This window comes from Acidobacteriota bacterium (assembly GCA_040752675.1).
Taxonomy (GTDB): Bacteria; Acidobacteriota; Polarisedimenticolia; order JBFMGF01; family JBFMGF01; genus JBFMGF01.
Window position 1 is genome coordinate 1 of record JBFMGF010000113.1, and the last position, 23,876, is coordinate 23,876.

The following is a 23,876-nucleotide window of genomic DNA, read 5'->3' on the forward strand; positions in this document are numbered from 1 at the left end:
TTAAACTATAGATTTCTTTTTGCAAATGATTTATATTTATAGAAAATATTTGGCTTACGCTCCTTGGCGTATGGCTTTAAGAATAGCTTTTGCCTTCAAAAAATATTAACCTTTTTTTACATTTTTGAAATATCAGGAACTTAAAAGTAATACTATCATATGGAAAAATTACTCCTCAATTCTTATTTATTATCTCTTTTAATATGATGATGTTAAAGGAGCAAAAATTTTTTCATAACATTGTAATTAGGCATTCGTATTGCAAACTTCCTTGTAACATGCTTTTATTATTTAAAGACAGGGATGAATATGAGAAAAATTTGCTTGATTTTCTTTGTTAGCTTAGGTTTGATTATTTTCCTGGATGAGATTTTTGCAGGAACAATCAAGCTGAGTTGGGATCCTGTCAGTGATGGCAGCGTTGCTGGTTACAAAGTTTATTTTGGGTACGAATCTGGAATTTACACCTATAGCAATGATGTCGGAAACGTCACGACTTATACTCTAACAAATTTACAGGATTGCACAAAGCACTATATTGCTGTTACATCATATGACTTCTATGGTAATGAAAGCGGTTATTCAAATGAAGTATCCGGATGGCCGAAACCAATTCTTGAAAAAATACTGGATGCTTCCGGAAGCAGTATCGTTTCAAGTGCAGTACAAGGCGAAACAATTCAGGTCTATTTTAAAGGTACCAACTTTGACGAAGGTGCAAAACCTCAGTTCAATCCAGGTAATGATATTATTGTAGAATTCCAGAGAAATAGCTGTGATGAGATTATGGCTTACATCACACCGGATCCGCAAACCGGGTCTGGGGAAAAGCCCGCAGAATTAGGATTCCGTGAGGTAATTATCACCAATTCAGATAGCATAAAGAGCTCCCCCATAAATTTCGAGATCAAACTCAATGAAAATCTTCTGGATACAGATAACGATGGAAGAATAGATGGATATGATTTAACCACGTTAGCCATTCATTTTGGGACGCAAGAAGGGGATAATAATTACGAACCATCAGTAGACTTTAACGGTGATGGATGGATCGACGGTGATGACCTTGCCCTCCTGTCATCGCATTTTGGCGAGAATGTCTAATGAAATGACGCAAATGTTGTTTCATTTCAGGAATGATTAATCTGAAAGCTTCAAGGAGAGAAAAGGGAAGCAATGACATCAAGACTTAGTCTTATGGAGAGAATTATGAAATTTTTCATCTGGTTTCCATTAGTTGGGATTCTTCTTACTTTAGGATGTGGAGGTGGCGGTGATGTGATCACTCAGTCAATCGTGGCTTCCTTCACGGCGGCTAAATCAACTCCGGACGCGATGGACGTGACTCTCCAGAAGAAATCAGTCAGTGGGGATAGCTTTACTGTCGATGTCGTCATCACGGATGTAAACGGTGTCTATTCTGCGGCCTTTGATCTAGTCTACGATGGAACCATTCTTGATTATCTGAACTCCACGGAGGGAAACTTTCTCAAGAAAGATGGAGCCAGCACGAGTTTTATTGTGGACCCACAGACAGGAAGGCTGGTTGTCGGGGCTTCCAGGCTCGGCCAGGTAGGTGGCGTTGATGCTGTTGGAAACGAAGTCCTGATGAGCATTGCCTTCAAAGTCAGGAAAACCGGCTCTACATCGATCTCCTTCGAGAACAGCTCTCTCCTGGATGCCAATGTCACTTCCATTCAGGGAGTGGAGTGGTTTGGTGGAACAGCTTCCGGAAGCTAAAAGGAAACCTCCCATTTTCTAATCTGTTCCTCTGCTGACAGGTTTTCAAAACTCTTGACCTTAAGAATCCTTCCCTATAATCATCTAGCCATTCCTGCTTTTTGTTCTATTCTGTTAATGGTGTAGCTTGACTATTTGCTATTCTGGCTATAAATTTCATTATTGTAATTAACGCATGCTTGCTAATATAATCAGTTCTTAAAATAAAAGATCAGGCCTTGAGAGTTTGGTAACGAAGGAAAAAGCGATCACTGATGGAGAGCAGTAAGAATAGAGATCTGGGAAGAAAGATGGTGGAAAGAGGCGATGATTTCTTCAAGGCAGTCATCGACGGGATGCAATGCGGATTTATATCGATTGACAGCAGTGGGAATGTCGTCAAGATAAATGAGATCGCAAAGAGGATCCTGGGATTGGAGGGAAAGACTTTTTCAGGAAAAAGGTTTTCAGAAACTGAAGCTACCGGATCAGGGCATCTGGAAGGGGTTCATATAAAGAACCTTCTTGAACCTTTCCCGCATCTGTCCAAGATCATGCTGGAATCCTGCCACATGTCGACCCTTCCCAACAGGGATGAAACGGAGATCCAGCTTGAGGGAAAGGGGAAGAAGAAGATCGGTTTCACCATCTCTCTCGTGAAGAATCGAAATGGGCGTGACATCGGCTGTTCCATGTTTTTCAAGGACCTCACGAAGATCGAGGAGATGGAGGAACAGGAACACCTCAAGGAGAGACTGGCGGCTCTTGGACATATGTCCGCCAGCCTTGCACATGAGCTGAGGAACCCCCTCGCCGCCATAGAGGTTAACGCTTCCTACCTGAAAAGAATGTTGAGACAGAACGGAGAGGCAGCGTCCATTATCGACGGGATTATCTCAGACATCACCAGGCTAAAGACGACGATCAATGACAGCCTCTCTTTCGTGAAACCTCTAGACGTCAACATGGAGCCGTGCCGGATAGAAGATCTCATCGGGAAAGCCATATCTTCCTCGCTTACAAAGCATGATCAGGAAAGGATAGAAATCAGGAAAAGATACCTTAATAGGTTTACCCCGCTTCTTCTGGATGCCGATCTTCTGGTCAAGGCGCTCATCAATATCCTGAGAAATGCTGTGGAAGCCATGGAGGGGAGCGGAACCATATACATCGAGCTGAGCAATACGGGCGGATCATACGATGCAGCGTCGGAACGTGAACATCTGCGTGGTCAAGGGGCAACTGCAAAGGATCAGAAATACGTCATCATCAGGATCAGAGACACCGGTAAAGGGATTCCGGGCGAAGTCATCGATAAGATCTTTTATCCATTTTTCACGACGAAAGAGAAGGGTTCCGGGCTGGGGCTCTCCTTTACCAAGAAAGTTGTGGATGCCCATAAGGGGATCATAGATGTTGAGAGCAGGGTCGGCTCCGGAACGATCTTCACCATCCGCTTACCCATCATATCTGGTGACAGGAAGAAATGAGGAGGACGTTCCATGAAGAAGATACTGATTGCAGAGGATGAGAAGAACCTGAGAGAGGGGATTGCGAGAGCGCTCATGCAGGCAGGCTGGGATGTTGTCGAGGCCGAGAACGGTAACGAAGCCATCAAGAGGATTGAGGAACAGGTCTTCGATGTCGTATTGACAGATTACAAGATGCCCGCGAAGAACGGACTTGAAATCTTGCATCACAGCAAGATGATAAATGAATCGACTGCCGTCATCGTCATGACCGCTTTCGGCACGGTCGAGAACGCCGTGGAGGCCATGAAGAAGGGGGCCTTCGATTACATCCAGAAACCGTTCAACATTGACGAGATTGAATTGAGAGTTGACCGGGCCATCCAGCAGAAGAAGATCCTGGACCGAGTTAACTTCTTTGATCGCCAGAGGTCCTCGGTTGGGTTCTCGGGGATCGTCGGGGACAGTGCGCAGATGAAGAAGATCTTCAAGATGATCGAGAAGATCGCTCCCTCCAACACCACCGTCCTCATCACGGGCGAGACAGGGACGGGAAAGGAGCTCATCGCAGAAGCCATTCACAAGAACAGCACCAGAAAAGAGGGTCCCTTCGTCAAGACGAACTGCGCCGCCCTTCACGAGAACCTTCTCGAAAGCGAGCTCTTCGGTCACGAGAGAGGGGCTTTCACCGGGGCCGACAGGCAGAGGATCGGCCGCTTTGAGCTTGCCAGCGGGGGAACGCTCTTCCTGGACGAGATTGCCAATATGAGCGCGAGCACGCAGGCGAAAGTCCTGCGAGTCATGCAGGAAATGGAGTTCGAGCGACTCGGAGGAACGAGGACGATCAAGGTGGATATACGCATGATCGCAGCCACGAACAGAAACTTGGAGGAGGCGATCGAGAAGAAAGAGTTCCGGGAAGACCTTTACTACCGCCTCAATGTTGTCAACATCACTGTTCCCCCGTTGAGGGAAAGGAAAGACGACATCGTCCCCCTGGTAAACCATTTCATCAACATCTTTTCGAGAGAACTGAAGAAGGATATCCGCGGAATCTCTCCGGCCGCGTTGAACATCCTCCAGAGACATACTTGGCCCGGCAACATAAGGGAACTGGAAAATACCATCGAGCGGGCCATCCTGATGGCCGAAGGAAAACTCCTCGAGACGTCCGACCTTGCCATCGCTGCAGCCTGGGAGGCAAAAGAGCAGGCAGAGTTCAAAGAGTTGAGGCTTCCTCCCACAGGGATCAAACTGGATGATCTTGAGAAGCAGGCCATTCTCGAGGCACTGCGGATGAACGACTGGGTGCAGAAGAATGCTGCTTCCTTCCTTGGTCTTTCCAGCAGGGTCATGAATTACAAGGTCCAGAAATACAACATCAAGAATCCTCGCTGGAATAAGAACAAACCTGAATAAGGACTTTTCGAAATCGTACTCATTCAACATCTAGCCGGAATGAGAGAGGGATAATGTCTGAACTCAAGATTTCTGAAGCTCTGGAGAGAAGGCTCTATCCGGGAGCGTTCCATCCCGAGCTCGAAGATTCTTTTGTAGCCGAGGTGCAAGGCATCAGGAATAAAAACCCGCTCTCACCCATAATCGTTCTCGTCGGTTCCAATCTGCTTGGACTTTATCTGCGAAGGCTCCTTGCGAGAAGATCTGGCTCCATCTTCAATATCAGGTTCCTGACATTTCTAGATCTGGCGAGAGCTCTCGTTTCGGATAGGATTTTCCCGGAAGGGAGAAGAGAGCTTCCTCCCCTGGCGGATAAATTGATAATCGAGGAGCTTCTGAAAAAACTTCTGATGAGGAAAGGGAGAAAGCTTGAGTACTTCTCGGAGATTGCCGCCTATGACGGATTCCGAGATGCTATCCTTGCAACGATCGAGGATCTGAAGGAGGCGGGCATCAACCATGATGATTTCAAGAAGATCGCAGGAAAGATTGGAAAAGATGGAGGAATAGTCCGGAAAAAGCTGAGTGAACTCTCCACCATATACAGCTTATATTCCAAGGTTCTCGAAGAGAAAACTGTCTGGGATAGGGCGGATCTGATAGTCGAGGCGATCGCCGCATCAAAGTACCTTGGCGCTCCTGTAAAGAGATGCTTCGGAAACGCATCGCAGCAGGATGCCTTCTTCCTGCTGTATGGATTCTACGACTTCAATTTCATCCAGATGAGGTTCCTCGAGGAGTGCATCAGAGGAGTCCCATGCATCGCCTTTTTCCCTCATGGAGAAAGCCCTGCCCATCATTTTTCTCGGAAGACACTGTCATGGTTCCAGAAAATGGGATTCCGCTTCCAGGAACTCCATAGTTCAGCCGGGCATGAAAACCAGGGAAGAAAAGACGACTCGTTTCAGATCGTGTCAGCGCCCGGGGAGAACAGGGAGATCCGCGAAGTTCTGAGAAGGATCATGTCTCTCATCGCGGATGGAGTCAGGTTCGATGAGATCGGGATCCTTCTAAGGAATAGGGAAGACTATGCTTCCCTCCTAGGCGAGATCTTCGATGAGAATGAAATCCCATACTTTTTCTCCATGTCTTGCCCTCTCTCCCGGACGAGAACGGGGAAGTCTCTGCTCCTCTTCCTCGAGCTTCCTGGAAAGGACTATTACAGGCGCGACGTAATGCACTTTCTGACATTTGCCGATCTGGACTTTTCAGGAATCTTCGATGATTCCTTCACTCCCTCGGTCTCGGAGTGGGAGGCCATCTCCATGAAGGCCGGAATCGTCCACGGAAGAGAGGAATGGGTGGAAAGGTTAAAATACTTTATCGATGGGATGAAAAAGATCCCATCTGTGGATGAGGATGGCGAGGTGCCGAGACCAGATGATGCAAGGGGGGGAAATGCTGAATATTTCCTGATTTTTCTGGAAAGATTCTTTTCGGCGATCGATTCCATCCCTGTGCGAGGAAAGTGGAGCGAGATATCGGGGCATCTCCTTTCATCATTTCGACAGTTAGTGAAACACGATGAAAACCTGGAGCTCATAGAAGCTGCCGTCAGGGAATTGAACTTACTTGAAACGTTCCAGGAGACTACGACAATCTCACAGTATCAGAGATTCTTGAGCAAGAAATTGGAATCCTCTTTCATCCGGAAAGGAAAGTTTCAATCTGGCGCCCTGACCATTTCTGATCTTGCAACGGCGAGGGGAATCACCTTTCGGATCGTCCTGGTGCCTGGCCTCGTGGAAAAAAAGTTCCCGGCGTTCATCAGGCAGGATCCCATCCTTCTGGATAAGGAGAGGAGTGAGATCAACAACCTACTTCCGGAAAAGAGGCTCTCGTTGAAGATGGAAAGGCTGGAAGAGGAGAAGCTCCTCTTCGATCTCCTGATCTCCTCCGCTTCGGAGAAACTCGTTCTCTTCTATCCTAGGATGGACCCGGACACAGCTTCAGAAAGAGTTCCTTCCTTTTTCCTCCTCAAGGCAGCCGAAGCCATCACCGGCAGGAAGGTCGACTATGAAAGCATTGAAAGGCTTCCCTTCTTCATGCGATGCCCCCTCTCTCAACTCTTTCCAGACCGCGAGGAAGATCTGATCAACGAGCTGGAATGCCATCTGAGATTGATGACAGATGCAATGGATGGTAAGAAAAACGACGATGTCTATTTTCTTTCCAGGGTTTCACCTTCCTTCCGGAACGTCTTAATGGCGGAAAGGGCCAGATGGGGGATCGAAACATTCACGTCATACGATGGCGTTCTATCTGGAGATGAAGCACGCTCAATTCTGGCATCGAAGTATCGCATTTTTAATAACACAGTCTCTGCTTCATCACTGGAGATGTACGCCGCCTGTCCGTTCCGCTACTTCTGCAACAAGATTTTGAATCTGGAGCTTCTGGCTGAACCGGAAGAGATAACGACCATCTCTCCCCTGGACAGGGGGAGCCTCATTCATGGAATCCTCTTCGAACTCTTTGGTGCGCTGAAGAGAGAAGGGATGATCCCGCTGAAGAGCGAATCGCTCCCGGTCGTTTCGCGTCTCCTCCATGAGATCTCCCGGGATCATTTCGAGGAAATGGAGAAAAGGGGAGTCACGGGGTTTGAGATGATGTGGAGGATGGAAAAGGAGAAAATCCTTGAAGATCTCCGTACTGTGATCAGGATGGAGATCGAGGAGCAGGAAGATCATCTTCCCTCACATTTTGAAGTAAGGTTTGGGATGCCCGGCAGCGATGAAAGGGAAGATCCTATCTCGATGCACGACCCCGTTCCTTTCGAGATCGATGAGGGAAGGAAAGTCTTATTCAAAGGGAGGATCGACAGGATCGATCTTTCGAAGGATGGAAGACGAGGCAAAGTGATCGATTACAAGAGCGGGGGAGTCTATCACAAGAGCAACAAATTCATGAAGGGACAGGCACTTCAATTGCCAATCTATATCCTTGCTGCGGAAGAGATCATGCGAAGAATCGGAAAAGCGACGGAAGTCCTGAAGGCAGAGTACTTCTACGTGACCCGAAAAGGAGAGTTCGAAAGGAAGCTATTCGATAAAGGAGAATGGTCAGAAAAGATGGATTCATTGAAGTTCATAATCCAGGCCATTGCAGAGAGCATCGAAAAGGGGATCTTCTTCCAGACTTATGATGGTAATGCTTGCCGGCTTTGTGATTTTACGCTTCTCTGCGGAACCGCCAGGGAGATTCGTTTCAACAGGAAGGCGGGAGATCCAATTGTCAACAACTATATTCTCCTGCGGAGTATCGAATGAAAGAGTGGCAGAGCAGAAAGAAGGACGTTGCCGATTCTGAAGCAAGGGAGAGGGCAACAAAGGATATGGATCATTCTTACCACATCGAGGCCGGCGCCGGGACTGGAAAGACGACGATCCTTCTTGAAAGAGTTCAGAACATCCTTCTTCAGGAGAAGGCTCGCCTGAGCGAGATCGTCGTCATCACTTTCACGGAGAAGGCTGCTGCAGAACTGAAGATCCGGCTGAGGAACGATCTGGAGAGATTATACCGGGATCCCGACGAGAAAAAAAGCAGGCTCGTCCAGCACGCTCTCGAGGATTATGAAAAAAGTAACATTTCAACGATCCATTCCTTCGCTGCTTCCATGCTGAGGGAGAGACCGGTGGAAGCCGGAGTCGATCCCGGCTTCGAGGTAGCTGATGAGATCACATCGTCTCTCCTCTTCGATGAGATCTGGGATGAGTGGCTCGAAGCGGAGATGAAAAAAGCCCCTGGGAGAGGATGCGGTAAAGAAACGGAAAAGTTCCCGGTCGCGCTATGGCGGGCTCTGAGTTTCGACGTGACTCTCAAGCAGGTCAAGGAGATCGCAGAATGGATCATCATCAACAGGGACATCTACTCGGGAAGGCCTGAGAAAGCCAGAGCCTCAGCGGAGGATCTGCTGAAGGGATGGAGACCTTATCTCGATGAGATGAAGGTTCTTGCGGATAGGAGTTGTACTAACAGAAACGACAGGGGATACGGGCAGATCATCGATCTCTGCAGGAATCTGGAGCAGCTCTCCGGAACAGATGATGACGGTGCAAAGCGCGGCATATGCTCCATCAAGATCGATAAACGCAGCGGAAGTGCGGGTAACTGGAATCCTCCGGAGGCACTCGGTAAGGTCAAACAAATCTTCTCCGGGATGGTGAAACAGCTCAAGACTTTCCGGCAGGAAGTGGCGCAGGATGTCTGCGCGGAACTGGCAGATTGGATGGACGGATTCATCAGGTACTATGATGAGGGAAAGAAGAAGAGAGGATACCTCGACTTTGAAGATCTTCTTATCAGAGCCAGGGATATGCTGAAACACGACCCGGCAGTGAGGAGATATTTTCAAGAAAAGTTCCGATATATCCTAGTCGATGAATTTCAGGATACCGACCCACTCCAGGCTGAAATAATCTTCTTTCTCTGCGAGGAAGGTTTGTCGGCAATGAAATGGGAAGATGTAAAAGTGAAGCGGGGAAAACTCTTCCTCGTCGGGGATCCCAAGCAGTCCATCTATCGTTTTCGGAGGGCTGACATCGAGATCTATTCGCTGGCCAAGAGACTCCTCCTGGATGACGGGAGAGAGGAGAAGATCGTCGTCAACTTCAGGGCAGTTCCCTCGATCATCCACTGGGTTAACGCGACCTTTGAGGATCTGATACAGAAGGACGAGTCGCACGATTATCAGGCTGAATACATCCCCATACAGCCACACAGAACCCAGGATGGCATAGAGAGCCGTGTCATCCTGCTCTATCCCTCGCAGGAGGACGGGAAAGAAATGGTTGGGATGGGGATTGAAGGGGTACGTGCCATCGAGAGCAGATACATAGCCTCGCTGATCAAACATGCAGTCGAGGAGGCGGAGTGGAAGGTAAGATTTTCCGATTTTGCCATCCTCTTCCGGAAGACTACCGGGATCGATACGTACGAGCAGGCCCTCCGCGCCTTCGACGTTCCCTATCGTGTCGTAGGAGGGAAACATTTCTTCATGAAGCAGGAGATCATGGGCCTCCTCGCCGTAATGAAAGCCATCGACAATCCTGCCGACGAAACCTCCATCGTCTCCTCACTCCGCTCCGAATTCTTCGGGCATTCGGATGAAGAGATCTTTCTCTTCAGAGAGTCGGGCGGAGAATTCAATTACACCATGCAAGCAAAGCTGGGGTCGGATGAGAAATCGGGGATCCATGAGTCTCTCGAACTTCTGCGTGATCTTCATGAGATGAAGAACAGTCGGGAAATCTCGAGATCTTTGATGACCCTCTTCCAGAAGACGAAAGCACTGGAGCTCTTCTATCTGAAGCCGCAGGGAGAGCAGCGCGTGGCAAATCTGCTCAAGGTCGTGAGTATGGCAAGGCGTCATGAGAATATCGATCTTTCCAGCTTCAAGAATTTTGCGGCGTGGCTGGAGAACATGCTCGTGGAGGAAAGGGAAGCCGAAGAATCTCCAGTTGCCGAGGATGATGATGATGCCGTCAGGTTGATGACAGTCCACAAGGCTAAGGGATTGGAATTCCCCGTCGTGATTCTTGCGTCGCTGGAGTCAGGCACACGAAAGAACGATAGGTTCATCGTTGACAGGAGAAAGAGGCGATTCGAATTCAAACTCGGCAGTCTGGAACCGGAGAGCTTTCTTGCCTTCCGTGCTGAGGAAGAGCTGAGAGAAGAAGCCGAAGAGAGGCGGATATTCTACGTCGCCGCGACGCGGGCCAGGGATAAGCTGATCCTGCCCATCTTCCCCGGGAAATGGAATCAGGGCTTCATGAGGTATCTTGCAGAAAGAATTCCTAAGTCGAAGAGCGAGATTTCGGGTGATGTTGAGACGAATGAAAAGGTTTCGTTCTTCGATGAATCTGTTCTGAAGAAGGAAATGGCAGGATCGAAACCATTCCGGATCGGCTTCCGCCAGGAATCTTTGGTGAAAGATTTTTCATCCATCCTGGAGAAAAGGAAGCGGCTCCTTCAAAGGATATCGGGATTAAAGAAAAGTGCTACAGGAGGCATGAGATTGGTGAGTGCCACGTCCATCAGGGAAGAGGTGATGCATGACAGCGAAGCGGGTTCCGTGAAAAGATCGGGGAGGGGAATCGAGATCGGAAGATTGGTGCATTCCATTCTCTCGCAGATTGAACTCCGAGCTTCAGGGGAAACTGGAAGAGATAAAAGAGCAGACAAAAAAATGCTTGAAGCGCTTTATCCGGGAATGGCCGATGAGATCTTCTTCTTTCTTGAAAAGGCTTTGGAAACGAGGACAATGAAGGAGGCTGCCGCTTCGCGAAACGTAATGAGGGAGGTTCCCTTTTCCATATGCATTGGATCCGTGATCCTCGAGGGAAGCATCGACCTGCTCTTTGAGAGGGATGGCAAGTTCATTGCCGCCGATTACAAGACGGACATGGTTAGCAGTATAGGAGATATCGCGAAGAGGATGGAGGAGTACGGCATGCAAGCATGTATCTATGCGTATGCTCTTTCCCGGATCGAGAAGATCAAGCTTAAAGAGATAAGGTTCCTTTTTCTCCATGCTGCGCATGAGGAAGAGATCATCGTGACTCCGGATATCATAGAGAGAGGGAGATCTCTCGTCATGAACGAGAATCTCTCCTTCAGCTTTGAAACATGATTTTGTACCTGGAACATCACAGACTTCTTCTTTGAAAAAGTGATATCATTTCATTAAAAGGAGAGGATGAGGTGAAGGGTAAAAAAGTAAGAAGCAAAGGACCGTCAAAGGAAAAAAACAGGAGAGTGGACTGGCATACTTACTTCATGAAGATCGCCGAGCAGGCAGGGACGCGTTCCACATGTGATAGAAAGCATGTGGGAGCCGTGATCGTCCGAGACAAAACCATTCTCTCCACAGGGTACAACGGGAGCATCCGGGGAATGCCTCACTGCGATGACATTGGACATGATATGGAAAACGGCCACTGCGTGGCGACGATCCATGCCGAGGCTAACGCAATCATACAGGCAGCGAAGAACGGAGTCATGATCGATGGTGCGGAGATTTATACGACCGCCAGTCCGTGCTGGAGCTGTTTCAAGCTTATTGCCAACAGCGGCATAAGAAAGATTTACTATGGAGAATTCTACCGGGACAGGAAAAGTATCAAGATTGCAAGAAAGCTCGGGATAGAGTTGATCTATCTGAGTTAGAAAAGCTCATTGATGTAATAATCTGCAGCAAGGCGAGATGGGTGAAAGCTGTGAAGATCAATCAAAGGGAATGTTCATCTGTTATTGCGCTGCGAGAAAAAAATAAGGGCGATCTCTCGCCCTTTTAGATCCCGCTCTTTTCCCCTCTGTCTTGTTTGTTATTTTTTCTTCTTGGTGGCTTTTTTCTTTGCTGCTTTCTTTTTGGCTGCCATTCTCTTTTATCCCCCCTTTCTATCAGTGATTTTCAGGGCTTCTGCCCTTACTATATATAAGATACTACCCACTTTCATTGCCCAATATATAGTATTTTAAATTTTTGTCAATACATTTTTTTACAAAAATGAAATTTTTTTGGACAGAAAGATTTTGCCAATTTTCGCCATTGAGACTATAATCTTGATTCTTTTTTCAGTTTCTGCTTTTAAAAGATGAGTATGAAACTAAAGTCATATCGGCGATGCAATCATCTTGAAAAGCTTGTAAGATGTCGGGTTGATAAATACGGCTAATGGAAAATCAGGAGGAAGAAATGAAACTGAATCATGAACTTCTAAGAATCTGTTTTTCGGTGGCGGGCGCAATCTTCCTGTTTGGCATCCTTCCGCTTTCTTTGTTATTCGCAGAGGGAGAAGCTGTGTGGAGGAGCGAGCCCGGGATATACGCCGTTCTGGAAACGAACCACGGGACCATTGTATGCAAGCTTTTCGAGAAGTCTGCGCCGAAAACAGTAGATAATTTTATTGGACTTGCTGAGGGAACTAAAGAGTGGATCGATCCGAGAACCGGAGAGAAACTTAAGAAAAGATTCTTCGATGGATTGATCTTCCACAGGGTTATCAAAGATTTCATGATCCAGGGTGGTGATCCAACTGGAACCGGGAGAGGCGACCCCGGCTACAGATTCGAGGACGAGATCGATCCCGATCTGAAATTTGATAAAGCGGGAAGACTAGCCATGGCCAATGCGGGACCAAACACCAATGGGAGCCAGTTCTTCATCACCCATAAGGCGACCCCCTGGTTGAACGGGAAACACACGATCTTCGGCCAGGTGGTTGAAGGTCAGAAAGTCGTTGATGCCATCGGGAGCGTGGAGACAAGTGCGGGGAATAACAGGCCCATCAAAGACGTGGTCCTGCAGAAAGTGAACATCGTCCGTATTCCGGCTAAGTAGTAGGGGGAAGGAAGTATGGACGGCACGGTGTGGATCGTCGCCGCATCGACGATATCCATCGCTTTCTTTCACGCCCTGGCTCCAGATCACTGGATGCCCTTCATCATGATCGGCCGGGCGCAGAAGTGGTTAACCACAAAACTGATCTGGGTCACGTTCCTATCAGGCATCGGGCATGTAGCTTCATCCATCGTCATCGGAGGGATCGGTCTGTTCTTGGGGTTCTCTCTCTCCAGCGTAGAAGGGTGGGAATCATCGAGAGGGAGCATAGCCATCTTACTTCTGATAGGTTTTGGAGTGGCCTATGCTCTATGGGGTTTGAAGCATGCGAGGAAACATAGACACAAACATTCCGACATCTTCGATGATGAGACGAAGCAAAGAACGGTGACGGTCTGGACCATTTTTGCCCTTTTCGTTCTAGGACCATGCGAACCACTGATCCCACTCATGTTTCTTGCCTCAAAGTATGGATGGTCGGGGGTCTTATGGATCACATTCCTCTTTTCCATCGTCACGATTGCCATGATGATCGGACAGACGCTCCTCGGGTATTCTGGATTCAATCTGGTGAAGCTGGGAACGCTGGATCATTACTCCCATTCCATCGCCGGAGTAGTCATCGCCCTGACGGGAACAATGGTTCTCATCCTGGGAATCTGATTCGTATCAGCGTTGGCGAGGGATCATTCGAGCCATTTGGAAGTAGATGAGTGATCGAACCATCAGATTGGATCGGTGGGAGATCGCCGGCTCATTCGGAGATCTGGGAACATTCATTTCTGTGGCCATTCCTCTCGTCACGATTTGCAGCCTCAACACGACATCCCTGCTCCTGACATCCGGACTCGTCTATATCCTGAGCGGTTTCTACTACCGCATCCCTATTCCCGTTCAGCCTCTCAAGGTCTTTGCTACCATCGCCATATCTTCCTCGCTTCCCGCTGAACTGATTGCGGCGGGAACCATCACTATTGGAATCCTACTCATAATTCTCACCCTCATGAGTCTAATCGCCTTCATGGAAAAGGTCTTTCCTCAGCCTGTCATCGGAGGGATCCAGTTCGCGGTTGGTCTGATCCTCATCAGAGCGGCCATGAAATTGATACTTAAGAGAGAAGTCGTGCCGGGTGGATCTGAAGCCTCATTTCAAGTGCTTGGTCTTGATCTCCCGGTAGGAATCATCATCGCAATCATGTGCGGGATAGTTATGTTCCTTCTGATCAAGAATCGATTTGTTCCCTCCCTCTTCATCATTCTTGCTCTGGGGATTACCATTGGATCGCATTATGCCCACGGCTTCAAGATCTCTTTCTCGCCTTCATTTGCCGAAGTTCCGTTCAAGCTTCCGGGATGGAAATCCTTTGCGGACTCTTTCCTTCTCCTTGTGATCCCTCAGCTTCCCGTGACGCTCGGCAATTCTATCCTGGCGACAAGGGATCTGAGTCAGAAGCTATTCCAGGAACGATCATCACGAGTGACGGTCAACGCCCTTTCGTCAGGACTCGGTTTTTCCAACATCGTCATCGGGCTGATGAACGGCATGCCAGTTTGCCATGGTTGCGGGGGTTTGTCCGCTCACTACAGCTTTGGAGCGAGAACGGGATGGGCCACCGTATTCCTTGGTTCTCTTTTCGTTCTGCTGGGGTTCTTCTTTGGAGGAGCCGCCCTTTCAATCCTCTCTCTCATCCCGTGGGCCGTCCTTGGGGCGATGCTTTTCTCCGTGGGTATCTTTCAATCTCTGCTAATCAGGGAGCTTCGCGGGTGGGATTTCCTTCTGGCCTTTGCCATCGGAGTCGGAGGTCTCATAGCCACCAACCTCTCCATTCCTTTTCTGGTTGGTATTCTCGTCTACCATCTCGTGAGGCTCTCGGAACCATGGATCAAAAAACAAAGGGGGCGATGACTCGCCCCCTTTTCCGTTTCATTCTGTATTGATTCAACTCAGCATTTCTTCTTTTTCTTCGCCGCTTTCTTCTTCGTCGCCATTCTCTTAACCACCTCCCTTCGGGGATTAAAGCTAATTAACAGCGCTCAAACATCTTCTCCTTGCTAAATATAAAAATATAAAATTTCAATGTCAAGAAATTTTTCGAAGAAAATTTTTTCTAAGAAAAATCTTTTAGCCAAGGTGATAGGATTTGATCTTCCGCTGAAGAGTTCTCAATCCGATCTGGAGCATCCGGGCGGCCCGTGTCCTGTTCCCCTTCACGTGCTCGAGAGTCTTCTGAATGAGCTCCCTCTCTACCTCTCTTAAGCTCATTCCGCTTTGCAGAGACTGGATCCTCGGTGGAGAGATCTTCTCTCCACGGATGTAGAGAGGGATGTCGTCGATGTGAAGCACATCGGCCGGAGTACTGACGATGAGGCTCTCGAGAATATTCTTGAGTTCGCGGACGTTTCCGGGCCAGTGATAGCTCTTCAAGACATCGATTGCTTCTGGCGTGATGCTTCTGGGTTTCATGTTGTTCATCCGGCAGATCTCCTCGATGAAAATATGGATGAGATCGGGAATGTCTTCTACTCTCTGGCGGAGCGCCGGAACGTACAGGGTGATCACTTTCAAACGGTACAGAAGGTCTTTGCGGAATCTCCCTTCCTTCGAGAGCTTTTCTAAATCGGCGTTTGTGGCTGCGATCAGACGGACGTCTACCCGCACGTTCTGGATGCCTCCGACACGCATGAACTCCTTCTCCTCCAGGACGCGCAGGAGTTTCACCTGTGAGGCGAGGTTCATCTCCCCGATCTCGTCGAGGAAGAGAGTGCCTCCGTCTGCGATCTCGAACTTTCCCTTCGCCCGGCTGATCGCTCCCGTAAACGATCCCCGCTCGTGTCCGAAAAGCTCGCTTTCGATGAGCTGTTCTGGAATGGCCGAGCAGTTAAGTGCTATGAAAGGCATCTCCCTTCGCGGGCTTCCAAGATGGATGGCACGTGCGACGAGTTCCTTCCCCACACCGCTCTCGCCAAGGATGAGGACGGTACTCCTCATCGGGGCGATCCTCGCAATGCGGCTCATGAGGGACTTCATAGGCTCCGAGCGATTGACGAGCTTCTTGAAGCTGTATCTCTTGGTCATCTCTTCCTGAAAGAAGGAGATCTTGAAGTTGAGATCATGCTTCTCGAAGATTCTGCCGAGCCTCTTCCTCATCTCAAAGGTGTCGAGAGGCTTGGTCAGATAATCATCCAGACCCTGCCTCAATCCCTTCAATGCCGTTGGGATGTTGCCGGGTGAAGTGAGGAGAAGCACGGAGAGCGTTTCATTTCTCTTCTTGATCCTCCTGATTACTTCCAGCAGTTCCGTTTCCCTGAAATCTTCATCGATAAGGGCGGCATCAAAATCCGTCTCTTGCACTATATCGAGTGCATCCCGGAGCGATTTCACTGGCGTAGCCTGGCACCCCGCAAGATTGAGAGCTGAGGATAACAGCTCTATTGATAGCTCATTATCTTCAATGAGAAGGACTCTTCGATTCTCTGCAGGCATCTACTCTATGCTCCTCACAATATTACTTATTGTAACGCCTCATTTTTGAATACTGGGGAAATCTTTCGCTCCCGAGCGAAAGATTCGCAAAAGTCAATTAAACTTCTCCAGTATCTGAAGCGCTGCAACTAATCCTAACATATATAATAATGATATGAAACGAAAAAGTGCGCAACTTTGACGCACTTAATTTACGTCAAGCCATTTTGACGCAAGTTTTCAGGAAAGACAGAATCCTGGCAAGAAACCTAATTCAGTTGTAAATTCATACAACTATCTGATAATAAAAAAGTTAATATTCATAAAATATGACAGGAGAATGTATGAGTGATATGGCAAAGATATTGCTTTTAATAAAATGCTAATTGAGGGAATAAGATGGCAAGTAAAAAGAACAATCAAGAGAAAAACAAAGATGCTTCGTTCGTCACATTCAATTACCAGGATGCCACCTATCAGATCTCCCCTGAGACCGGAAAGGTTTACAGAAGCTGGATTGAGTTGGAGACGGCAAAGGAGTTTATGATCTTTGCTGCCTGGAAAAGCAGCCAGCAATTTGCATAATTCGATATATACTGTTTTGGCTCTTTTAATTTCTTAACCCCCCGTTACCATAACATGGGTCCGGGCCGCTTTCCCCAAGCGGCCCTTTTCTTTACCTCAATAAGCAATGGTTTTACTCGAGGTCAACGACCTCCACCTTTCCGATCTTTTCCATATCCTCTTTGAGGTCGGCGGCATTGCTTGCAACACATATGACGAGATTCTTCGTGTCGAGATACTGCGATGCCGCTCTTTTCACATCTTCGAGGGAGATCTTCTCCATGTTGTCCTGATACTTCTCAATATAGTCCTTCCCGAGATTGTAAAGCTCCATGTTCAGAATCTGTCCTGCGATCTGCATGGGTGTCTCGAACTGGAGTGCCCAGTTCCCGATATAGAAGCTCTTTGCAGCCTTCAGCTCATCTTCTGTCACTCCATGATTCCGGATATCCTCGGCGATCTGGAGCGTTTCAACGATAAGGTCCTTTACCTGTTTGTTCACCGTGAAAGTGGAAATCGCGAAAGGACCGGTGTTCTTTCTCCAGTCAAAACTGCTCCTGATCCCGTACGTGTAGCCGCGCTCTGCTCTGATGATCTTCATCAACCGGGAAGAAAAGCTCCCTCCACCATAGATGTAATTCATGACCTGAATGGCGAAGTAGTCCTTGCAGCTCCGGGACTGACCGAGATGTCCGATCCTGATCTGGCTTTGGGTGAGATCCGGCTTGTTGACGATACGTATGATGGTTCCCTCTGGATTTCTTACTGACGGGAATTCAGCCTTCAGAGCCTTTCCCTTCTTCCAGTTCCCGAAACCAGCCTCGATGATGGCTCTCGCTTGCGCTGGAAAGACGTCGCCGACTATGCAGAGGATGGAATTATTCGGGATGAAGAAGCGAGAGTAGAAATTCCTGACATCATCAAGGGTTATGGAAGCCACCGTTTCAGCCGTTCCCTCAGTCGGATAGGCATAGGGATGGCCCTGGAACAGAACTTTGTTGAAATGCTTTCCAGCGAGATAGGCAGGATCATCCAGGTTTCTCTTCTGTGCTGCCAGTCTTCGCTCTCTGACTAGCTTGAATTCCTCCTCCGGGAAAGCTGGATTGAGCAGAAGATCCGAGACGAGTGAAACGATCTTTTCGAAATCGCCGGAGAGAGATTGGGCGGTGATATAAGTGGCATCCCAATCTGATGAGATGCCTAACTGTGCACCGAGAGAATCGAAGGCGTTGGCAATGTCGATGCTGTTCTTCGTCTTCGTTCCGAGCTTGAGCATCTCTCCCGTGATGCTGGCCATCCCCGCTTTCCCTTCCGGATCATGGAGAGAACCGCTCTTTATCATCAGGTTACAGGCGACGATGGGGAGTTCGTGATGTTCCACTATAATCATCTGAAGCCCGTTCTTCAGGGTTGTGCGGTTCAGAAGGGGAGCCTTCACCCTGTTTGCCACCTTCTGCTGTGAGAGGGCGGCACCCGAGAAGATAAAGAGGGTGATGATGAATACAATCAAGATGCCGAGATTTTTCTTCGTCATTTTCATTGATGTTCTCCTGAACGATCTTAATACCTTGTTCAACAAGCATGAATGGTTATTCGAGACGGCCATATCTTTCCGATTCCTGTATCGAGACAGGGATCACTGTAACCACCGTCCTGTTGTCTTCGCCGAAGTATTTCGCGACCGTGCGTTTGATGTCCTCGGAGGTCAATTTCCGGATCTCTTCCGCGTAAGTGTTAATCCTCCTGAAATCATTCCCTCTCAACTGGAGGATTCCGATGTTGACGCCTCGCCACAGAAGCGACTGGAGGCCGAAGATAAATGAAGCCTCGTTCTGGCGCTTCGCCTTTTCAAGTTCTTCCGGGGCAAGACCTTCGGTCTTCAGTTTATCAAGTTCCTCCCAGATTCCCTTTTCGATCTCGTCGATGTTCACGCCTGGATTGGCAATGGCAGAGACGCTGAATAATGAGGGATCTTTTGTCGGGAAGAAGATTCCTACATTTGTCGAGATAGTTCCGGCTTTGCCCGTCTTGATGAATTTCTGGTAAAACCTCGATGACTCTCCCTTCGTCAGGATTGCGCTGATCACCTGGAGGGCCGGAGTGTCAGGATGGTTCAGCGAAGGAATGTGGAATCCGGCGAAGAGCGCGGAAGCCTGTGCGAACTTTTTGAAAATGACCCTCTTTTCTCCTCTCTGGGGGGCCTCATAAGTGGGAACCGGCTTACTTCCTCCTTGCGGTTTAAGATGTCCGAAATATTTCCTCATCAGTTCAAGAGCTTCATCCGTTTTGAAGTCTCCGACGATGACAGCCGTGGCATTGTCGGGGGCATAGTATTTCCGGAAGTATTCTATGCAATCGTCGACAGAGATGGCTTTCAGGTCGCTGTCCCAGCCGATGACGGGCCATTGGTATGGGTGCCGGTCAAACATTGTGGACATGAGGACCTCTTCCGCAAGGCCGTAAGGAGTATTCACCGTCCTCATCTTTCTCTCGTTTCGCACAACCTCTCTCTCGGAGGTGAGCTTCTCCTCGGTAATGGTGAGATTCTCCATTCTCTCCGCTTCAAGCTTCATGGCAATTTCTAGTTTATCCGCTGGAAGGACCTGGAAGTAGGATGTGTTATCGGTAGTTGTGAATGCGTTCAGCGATCCTCCGTTGGACTGGACGATTCTGGCATGCTCCTCCGGACCGATGTTCTTTGAACCTTTGAACATCATGTGTTCGAAAAGGTGAGAGATTCCGGTGATCCCCGGTTTCTCGTTCCTCGAGCCAGCCATGTAATGGATTTGAAAGGTCACCATAGGAGCGGAGTGATCCTCGAGCATCAGCACCTTCATCCCGTTATCGAGTGAATGTTCCTTGATGTCGAACGTCACTGCTGGAACAGTTCCTTGCTCGTCGGGAGTTTTCTGTTGCAGAGATCCCTCCATCGGCCGGGCCTGCCCCGGAGCAGGATCGATATTCTTGGCTGAGAATGTGGGAATGGAGGTCATCATGAACAGGATGAGCCATAACGGATAGATTTTTCTTTCCATAGTTGTGCTCCTCTTCAATCTGGTACGCGGGTCAAGAAGACAGAGCCTATTATACGGGAAAAAGCTTCGCAAGTTTTGAATTTTTCTTTGACTTCATGGAACGATTCTATACAATCTAACTAAAATTGCTTCGCTGCGCTTGCCATGAGAGGGATTCTCTCGCGATGGCGGCGCCGACATAAGAAGGAGGGAAACATGCAGGTAGAGGAGCTTGTGATAGGGATGGCAGGAAAGGGCGGGGATGGAGTGGTCACTGCCGGCGACGTCCTTGCCTCCGGTGCCGCATCTGAAGGATTGAACTGCTTCATGCTCAAGAGCTTCGGACCGCAGATCCGTGGAGGAGAGAGTTCCTGTCGCATCAGGATCAGCACGGAGCAGATCACTTCACAGGGAGACAGGATTGACATCCTGGTCGTCCTGAGCTGGGAGGACTACGCGAAGTTTGCGGCTGAATTTGTGCTGAAAGATGGTGTCGTCGTCCTCTGCGAGGAGAAGGATGAGTATCTGACGAAGGGGATTCCCGTCGATGAGAGATCACTCTCGACACTATACAGGATCCCCTTCATTCAGATCACGAAAGAGAAAGTCGGTTCGCAGCTTGTCAAGAACATGGTCCTCATCGGCATTCTCTGCGGCCTCTTCGGCTTTTCTAAGGAAGCAATGGTGAGGGGTATCGCGAAGAAGTTCGGCAGAAAAAAAGAAACCATGGAGCTGAACCTGAAAGGATTGAACGCCGGGTATGAGTATGCCGTGGGTCTCAAGAAGACGGATCCTATCGAATTTTCTTATGTTCCTTCCAGACCCAACATGATTCTGGATGGTAACGAGGCCATCGCCTATGGAGCACTTTATGCCGGGTGCCGTTTCTTCGCCGGATACCCGATTACCCCTGCCTCCGAGATCATGGAATGGCTCTCGAGGGAGCTCCCGAAATTTGACGGAGTGATGGTGCAGGCAGAGGATGAAATTGCAGCGGCGGGTATGTGCATAGGCGCTTCTTTTGCCGGCGTGAAAGCGATGACAGCAACAAGCGGTCCCGGACTTTCGCTGATGTCGGAGATGATTGGGCTTTCCTCGATGGCTGAGATCCCGCTCGTCATTGTGGATGTTCAGCGCGTTGGTCCGGCGACGGGTATCCCCACTAAGTCTGAACAGTCCGATCTGCAGCAGGCGCTCTACGGGACGCACGGCGATGCCAACAGGGTCGTGCTGGCTCCCTCGGACGTGGAAGACTGTTTCGACGTTACCGTGGAAGCCTTCTACATTTCTGAGAAGTATCAGCTCCCGGTCATCATCCTCTCCGACCAGTTCATCGGTCATCGCAAGGAGAGCATTAAGATGGTCGAACTGATGGAACATAACGGATTCACGAAGAGGTTTGAGAGGATCCATCCTTCTATAGAAGAACTGAAAGATTACAAGAGATACCGCTTCACGGAGGCCGGTGTCTCGCCGATGAGTTCCCCCGGAATTAAAGGAGGGCAGTACACGGCAGTCGGCATCGAGCATGACGAATACGGGTGTGTCGTGTCGACGGCCGATAATCACGAGAGTATGAACAAGAAAAGATTCGACAAGTGTCACCGGATCAGAGAGGAGTTCCATTTCATCAGGAAGTATGGCCCTGAGGATGCTCCCCTGGGCGTCATCGCCTGGGGCTCCTCCAAGGGTGCTGTAAAAGAGGCCGTACTCAGGGCCAACGAGGAGGGGATTAAAGTCTCGGCTCTCGTTCCGCAGATCATCCATCCCCTTCCATTCAAGAAATTTGAGGAGTTCTTCAGACCGCTGAAGAAAGCGATCATCGTCGAGCTTTCCTACAGTGCGCAGTTCCTGAAGTATCTGAGGAGTCATTTCCATCTGCCTTTCGAGCAGATCACATGCAAGCGGAGTGGGGCAAAGGCGCTCTCCGTCGAAGAGGTGCTCACGCAGATCCATAAGGCAGCAGAATAAGGAGGAAAAGATGACAGTTCAATATTCACCACTGGATTACAGGAATGATGTGAAACCGGTCTGGTGTGTAGGGTGCGGACACTTCGGCGTCCTCAACGCCGTCTATCAGGCACTTGCCACTCTTCAACTCCCGCCGGAGAACGTCGCCTTGGTCTCCGGGATCGGATGTTCCAGCAGACTTCCTGGATACGTCCGGACTTACGGTTTCAACGCGCTCCATGGGAGGGTTCTTCCAATCGCTCTCGGCGTGAAACTTGCCAGACCGGAAACTGTGGTCATCGGGATCACTGGAGATGGTGATGCTTTGAGCATCGGTATGGGGCATTATCCGCATGCCGCCAGGAGGAACATCGACATCACGCTGATCATGATGGACAACGGCATCTACGGGCTCACGAAGGGGCAGGTCTCTCCTACGCTCACTGAGGGGGAGATCACAAAAACGACCATCTATGGAAACATCGATCATCCGATCGATGCGGTACGTTTCGCTCTTGGCTGCCAGACGTCACTCATAGCCAGGAGCACTTCTCTCGACCCGAAACATATGGCGGAGATGATAGTCCGCGGGATAAAGCACAGAGGTTTCTCGCTGGTTCACGTTCTGAGCCCCTGCGTCACGTTCCGGGGAAGGGAACAGTACAACTGGATCAGAGAGCATACTGAACCTCTACCGGAGAGTCACAACCCAGAGGATTTCAGATCGGCTCTTGATGCTGCTTACAGGGAAGACAAGCTCTATACTGGTCTCATCTATCAAGAAGAAAGAGACGATTATGGGTCGCGTGTGAGCGCGCTCTGCGAGAGGTCACAGTCAAAAGGCATTCTCACCCTCGAAGAGCTCGCCAGGCAGTTCTTGATATGAAGAGCTCGCTCGGGGCAAGCCACGTTTATCTATTCACAGTAGAAGTCGATCATGTCGGAGATGGCCTTGCTGCAAACGGGGCAGAAATCGACGAAACCTTTGGAAAACATCTTACAATCAATCATCGGCCGATAGAGTCCCTTTGCAGCGTAACCGGCGCCTTCAAAACATCCCACAACCTTTCCAAACTTCTCGCGATCCTCTGGTGTGGGGATTGGAATACCAGGGGTCAACAGAATCTTCCACTTCACGTTTTCCCTGTCGAGCAACGCCGTGATGTTGGGTTCCCAGGGCTCCACTCCCGCAGGATAGAAATCACTGTAGGAAATCTGCGACGTGTAGTATTCATCCCCTAGCCCGGCGAAGGCATGCCCGAATTCATGGACGATGAGATAGGCGTCGTACTCATTGTCTGTCGCGAAGACGGAGTAGAGATTGTATATCCCGCCGCCGCCGTACTGGCTGGTGTTGACCATGAGGAAGATGGCGTCGTAAGGAGAGTTGGAGGCAATATCCCGCATCAGTCTGTTTTCTGTCGTTGTCAGGTATCGCGCAGAATCGAACGTGTTGAAGGAGGTTCCAACGACCGTGCTCCGGAAGATCCCCTTCCTAGGATCATCGGGGCCCGATTCCTCAGAAGCTGCCTCGATCAAAAAGACGTTGAACATGTCTCTCTTCTCCTTGAAGGGAGAATGCATGAAGAGGATCTCCATGAAGCGTCTTGCATCCCTCTGGAGCTTCTCCATCTCGTTCTTGGCATATCCATCACCGATGAACAGGAGATCGACCTTTTTCGATGGTTCGCCGTTGTACAGGAGCTTGTGCACCTTCGAATTTCTGTAGGGCCTGTCCTTCTTGATCTGATGGGAATTGGGATCAATGACGATGGAGTAGATCTCGCGGAAGATGTTTTCCCTGTCCCTCGTAGAAATGGTCACCTGGACCTTGTTCTTTGGATAGGGAATCAATGCAGAATTGTGAAATGTTCTCCTCAAACCCCTGGCAGCCTCGT

The 23,876-nt window shown here is 49.2% G+C and carries 17 protein-coding genes; 13 read left to right on the forward strand and 4 right to left on the reverse strand.

Annotated features, from left to right (window positions below):
* The first annotated feature begins 303 nt into the window (after window positions 1-303).
* From AB1756_10005 to AB1756_10050, 10 genes are all read left to right on the forward strand, one after another.
* Complete coding sequence (locus AB1756_10005) at window positions 304-1,104, forward strand: dockerin type I domain-containing protein (GenBank protein ID MEW5807661.1); 801 nt, start codon at window positions 304-306, stop codon at window positions 1,102-1,104.
* Between the two features lie 174 nt (window positions 1,105-1,278).
* Window positions 1,279-1,740, forward strand: a complete 462-nt coding sequence (locus AB1756_10010) for a cohesin domain-containing protein (protein MEW5807662.1) — start codon at window positions 1,279-1,281, stop codon at window positions 1,738-1,740.
* 254 nt (window positions 1,741-1,994) lie between these two features.
* The gene (locus tag AB1756_10015; protein MEW5807663.1) at window positions 1,995-3,209 is read left to right on the forward strand and encodes an ATP-binding protein; all 1,215 of its coding nucleotides are present in this window, start codon (window positions 1,995-1,997) and stop codon (window positions 3,207-3,209) included.
* A 12-nt stretch (window positions 3,210-3,221) separates the two neighbouring features.
* Window positions 3,222-4,607 carry a sigma-54 dependent transcriptional regulator gene (locus AB1756_10020; GenBank protein MEW5807664.1) on the forward strand — a complete coding sequence of 462 codons (1,386 nt, stop codon included), beginning with the start codon at window positions 3,222-3,224 and terminating at the stop codon, window positions 4,605-4,607.
* A 53-nt stretch (window positions 4,608-4,660) separates the two neighbouring features.
* The gene (locus AB1756_10025; GenBank protein MEW5807665.1) at window positions 4,661-7,915 is read left to right on the forward strand and encodes a PD-(D/E)XK nuclease family protein; all 3,255 of its coding nucleotides are present in this window, start codon (window positions 4,661-4,663) and stop codon (window positions 7,913-7,915) included.
* Window positions 7,912-11,277 carry a UvrD-helicase domain-containing protein gene (locus AB1756_10030; protein ID MEW5807666.1) on the forward strand — a complete coding sequence of 1,122 codons (3,366 nt, stop codon included), beginning with the start codon at window positions 7,912-7,914 and terminating at the stop codon, window positions 11,275-11,277. Before AB1756_10025 ends, AB1756_10030 begins: the two co-directional genes overlap by 4 nt.
* A gap of 125 nt (window positions 11,278-11,402) precedes the next feature.
* Complete coding sequence (locus tag AB1756_10035; protein ID MEW5807667.1) at window positions 11,403-11,813, forward strand: deaminase; 411 nt, start codon at window positions 11,403-11,405, stop codon at window positions 11,811-11,813.
* A gap of 529 nt (window positions 11,814-12,342) precedes the next feature.
* Window positions 12,343-12,987 carry a peptidylprolyl isomerase gene (locus AB1756_10040; protein ID MEW5807668.1) on the forward strand — a complete coding sequence of 215 codons (645 nt, stop codon included), beginning with the start codon at window positions 12,343-12,345 and terminating at the stop codon, window positions 12,985-12,987.
* Window positions 12,988-13,002: 15 nt separating this feature from the next.
* The gene (locus AB1756_10045) at window positions 13,003-13,650 is read left to right on the forward strand and encodes a hypothetical protein (protein ID MEW5807669.1); all 648 of its coding nucleotides are present in this window, start codon (window positions 13,003-13,005) and stop codon (window positions 13,648-13,650) included.
* Window positions 13,651-13,696: 46 nt separating this feature from the next.
* Window positions 13,697-14,893, forward strand: coding sequence for a molybdate transporter family protein (locus AB1756_10050; protein MEW5807670.1), 1,197 nt, complete (start codon window positions 13,697-13,699; stop codon window positions 14,891-14,893).
* 216 nt (window positions 14,894-15,109) lie between these two features.
* Here the strand turns inward: AB1756_10050 and AB1756_10055 are convergent, their stop codons facing one another.
* Window positions 15,110-16,471 (reverse strand): sigma-54 dependent transcriptional regulator, encoded by a 1,362-nt coding sequence (locus AB1756_10055; GenBank protein ID MEW5807671.1) that lies wholly within the window; start codon window positions 16,469-16,471, stop codon window positions 15,110-15,112.
* A gap of 378 nt (window positions 16,472-16,849) precedes the next feature.
* Between AB1756_10055 and AB1756_10060 the strand changes: the two genes are divergently transcribed.
* Window positions 16,850-17,035 carry a hypothetical protein gene (locus tag AB1756_10060; GenBank protein MEW5807672.1) on the forward strand — a complete coding sequence of 62 codons (186 nt, stop codon included), beginning with the start codon at window positions 16,850-16,852 and terminating at the stop codon, window positions 17,033-17,035.
* Between the two features lie 112 nt (window positions 17,036-17,147).
* Here the strand turns inward: AB1756_10060 and AB1756_10065 are convergent, their stop codons facing one another.
* On the reverse strand, window positions 17,148-18,548 hold the full coding sequence (locus AB1756_10065) for a pitrilysin family protein (protein MEW5807673.1): 1,401 nt from the start codon (window positions 18,546-18,548) through the stop codon (window positions 17,148-17,150).
* 55 nt (window positions 18,549-18,603) lie between these two features.
* A complete protein-coding gene (locus AB1756_10070; GenBank protein ID MEW5807674.1) occupies window positions 18,604-20,049 on the reverse strand; it encodes a pitrilysin family protein in 1,446 nt (481 codons plus the stop codon).
* Between the two features lie 195 nt (window positions 20,050-20,244).
* Between AB1756_10070 and AB1756_10075 the strand changes: the two genes are divergently transcribed.
* Together AB1756_10075 and AB1756_10080 are read left to right on the forward strand one after the other, a co-directional pair.
* Window positions 20,245-21,999, forward strand: a complete 1,755-nt coding sequence (locus AB1756_10075; protein MEW5807675.1) for a 2-oxoacid:acceptor oxidoreductase subunit alpha — start codon at window positions 20,245-20,247, stop codon at window positions 21,997-21,999.
* A 10-nt stretch (window positions 22,000-22,009) separates the two neighbouring features.
* Window positions 22,010-22,864, forward strand: coding sequence for a 2-oxoacid:ferredoxin oxidoreductase subunit beta (locus AB1756_10080; protein MEW5807676.1), 855 nt, complete (start codon window positions 22,010-22,012; stop codon window positions 22,862-22,864).
* A gap of 29 nt (window positions 22,865-22,893) precedes the next feature.
* On the opposite strand, the gene AB1756_10085 is transcribed toward AB1756_10080, so the two are convergent.
* On the reverse strand, window positions 22,894-23,876 hold a 983-nt coding region (locus AB1756_10085), incomplete at its 5' end, for a M64 family metallopeptidase (GenBank protein ID MEW5807677.1).

Bases quoted from the DNA above. Each gene is read 5' to 3' on its own strand.
- AB1756_10005 (MEW5807661.1), top strand. From the start codon at position 304: ATGAATATGAGAAAAATTTGCTTGATTTTCTTTGTTAGCTTAGGTTTG.
- AB1756_10015 (MEW5807663.1), top strand. From the start codon at position 1,995: ATGGAGAGCAGTAAGAATAGAGATCTGGGAAGAAAGATGGTGGAAAGA.
- AB1756_10020 (MEW5807664.1), top strand. From the start codon at position 3,222: ATGAAGAAGATACTGATTGCAGAGGATGAGAAGAACCTGAGAGAGGGG.
- AB1756_10025 (MEW5807665.1), top strand. From the start codon at position 4,661: ATGTCTGAACTCAAGATTTCTGAAGCTCTGGAGAGAAGGCTCTATCCG.
- AB1756_10030 (MEW5807666.1), top strand. From the start codon at position 7,912: ATGAAAGAGTGGCAGAGCAGAAAGAAGGACGTTGCCGATTCTGAAGCA.
- AB1756_10040 (MEW5807668.1), top strand. From the start codon at position 12,343: ATGAAACTGAATCATGAACTTCTAAGAATCTGTTTTTCGGTGGCGGGC.
- AB1756_10045 (MEW5807669.1), top strand. From the start codon at position 13,003: ATGGACGGCACGGTGTGGATCGTCGCCGCATCGACGATATCCATCGCT.
- AB1756_10050 (MEW5807670.1), top strand. From the start codon at position 13,697: ATGAGTGATCGAACCATCAGATTGGATCGGTGGGAGATCGCCGGCTCA.
- AB1756_10055 (MEW5807671.1), bottom strand. From the start codon at position 16,471: ATGCCTGCAGAGAATCGAAGAGTCCTTCTCATTGAAGATAATGAGCTA.
- AB1756_10060 (MEW5807672.1), top strand. From the start codon at position 16,850: ATGGCAAGTAAAAAGAACAATCAAGAGAAAAACAAAGATGCTTCGTTC.
- AB1756_10065 (MEW5807673.1), bottom strand. From the start codon at position 18,548: ATGACGAAGAAAAATCTCGGCATCTTGATTGTATTCATCATCACCCTC.
- AB1756_10070 (MEW5807674.1), bottom strand. From the start codon at position 20,049: ATGGAAAGAAAAATCTATCCGTTATGGCTCATCCTGTTCATGATGACC.
- AB1756_10075 (MEW5807675.1), top strand. From the start codon at position 20,245: ATGCAGGTAGAGGAGCTTGTGATAGGGATGGCAGGAAAGGGCGGGGAT.
- AB1756_10080 (MEW5807676.1), top strand. From the start codon at position 22,010: ATGACAGTTCAATATTCACCACTGGATTACAGGAATGATGTGAAACCG.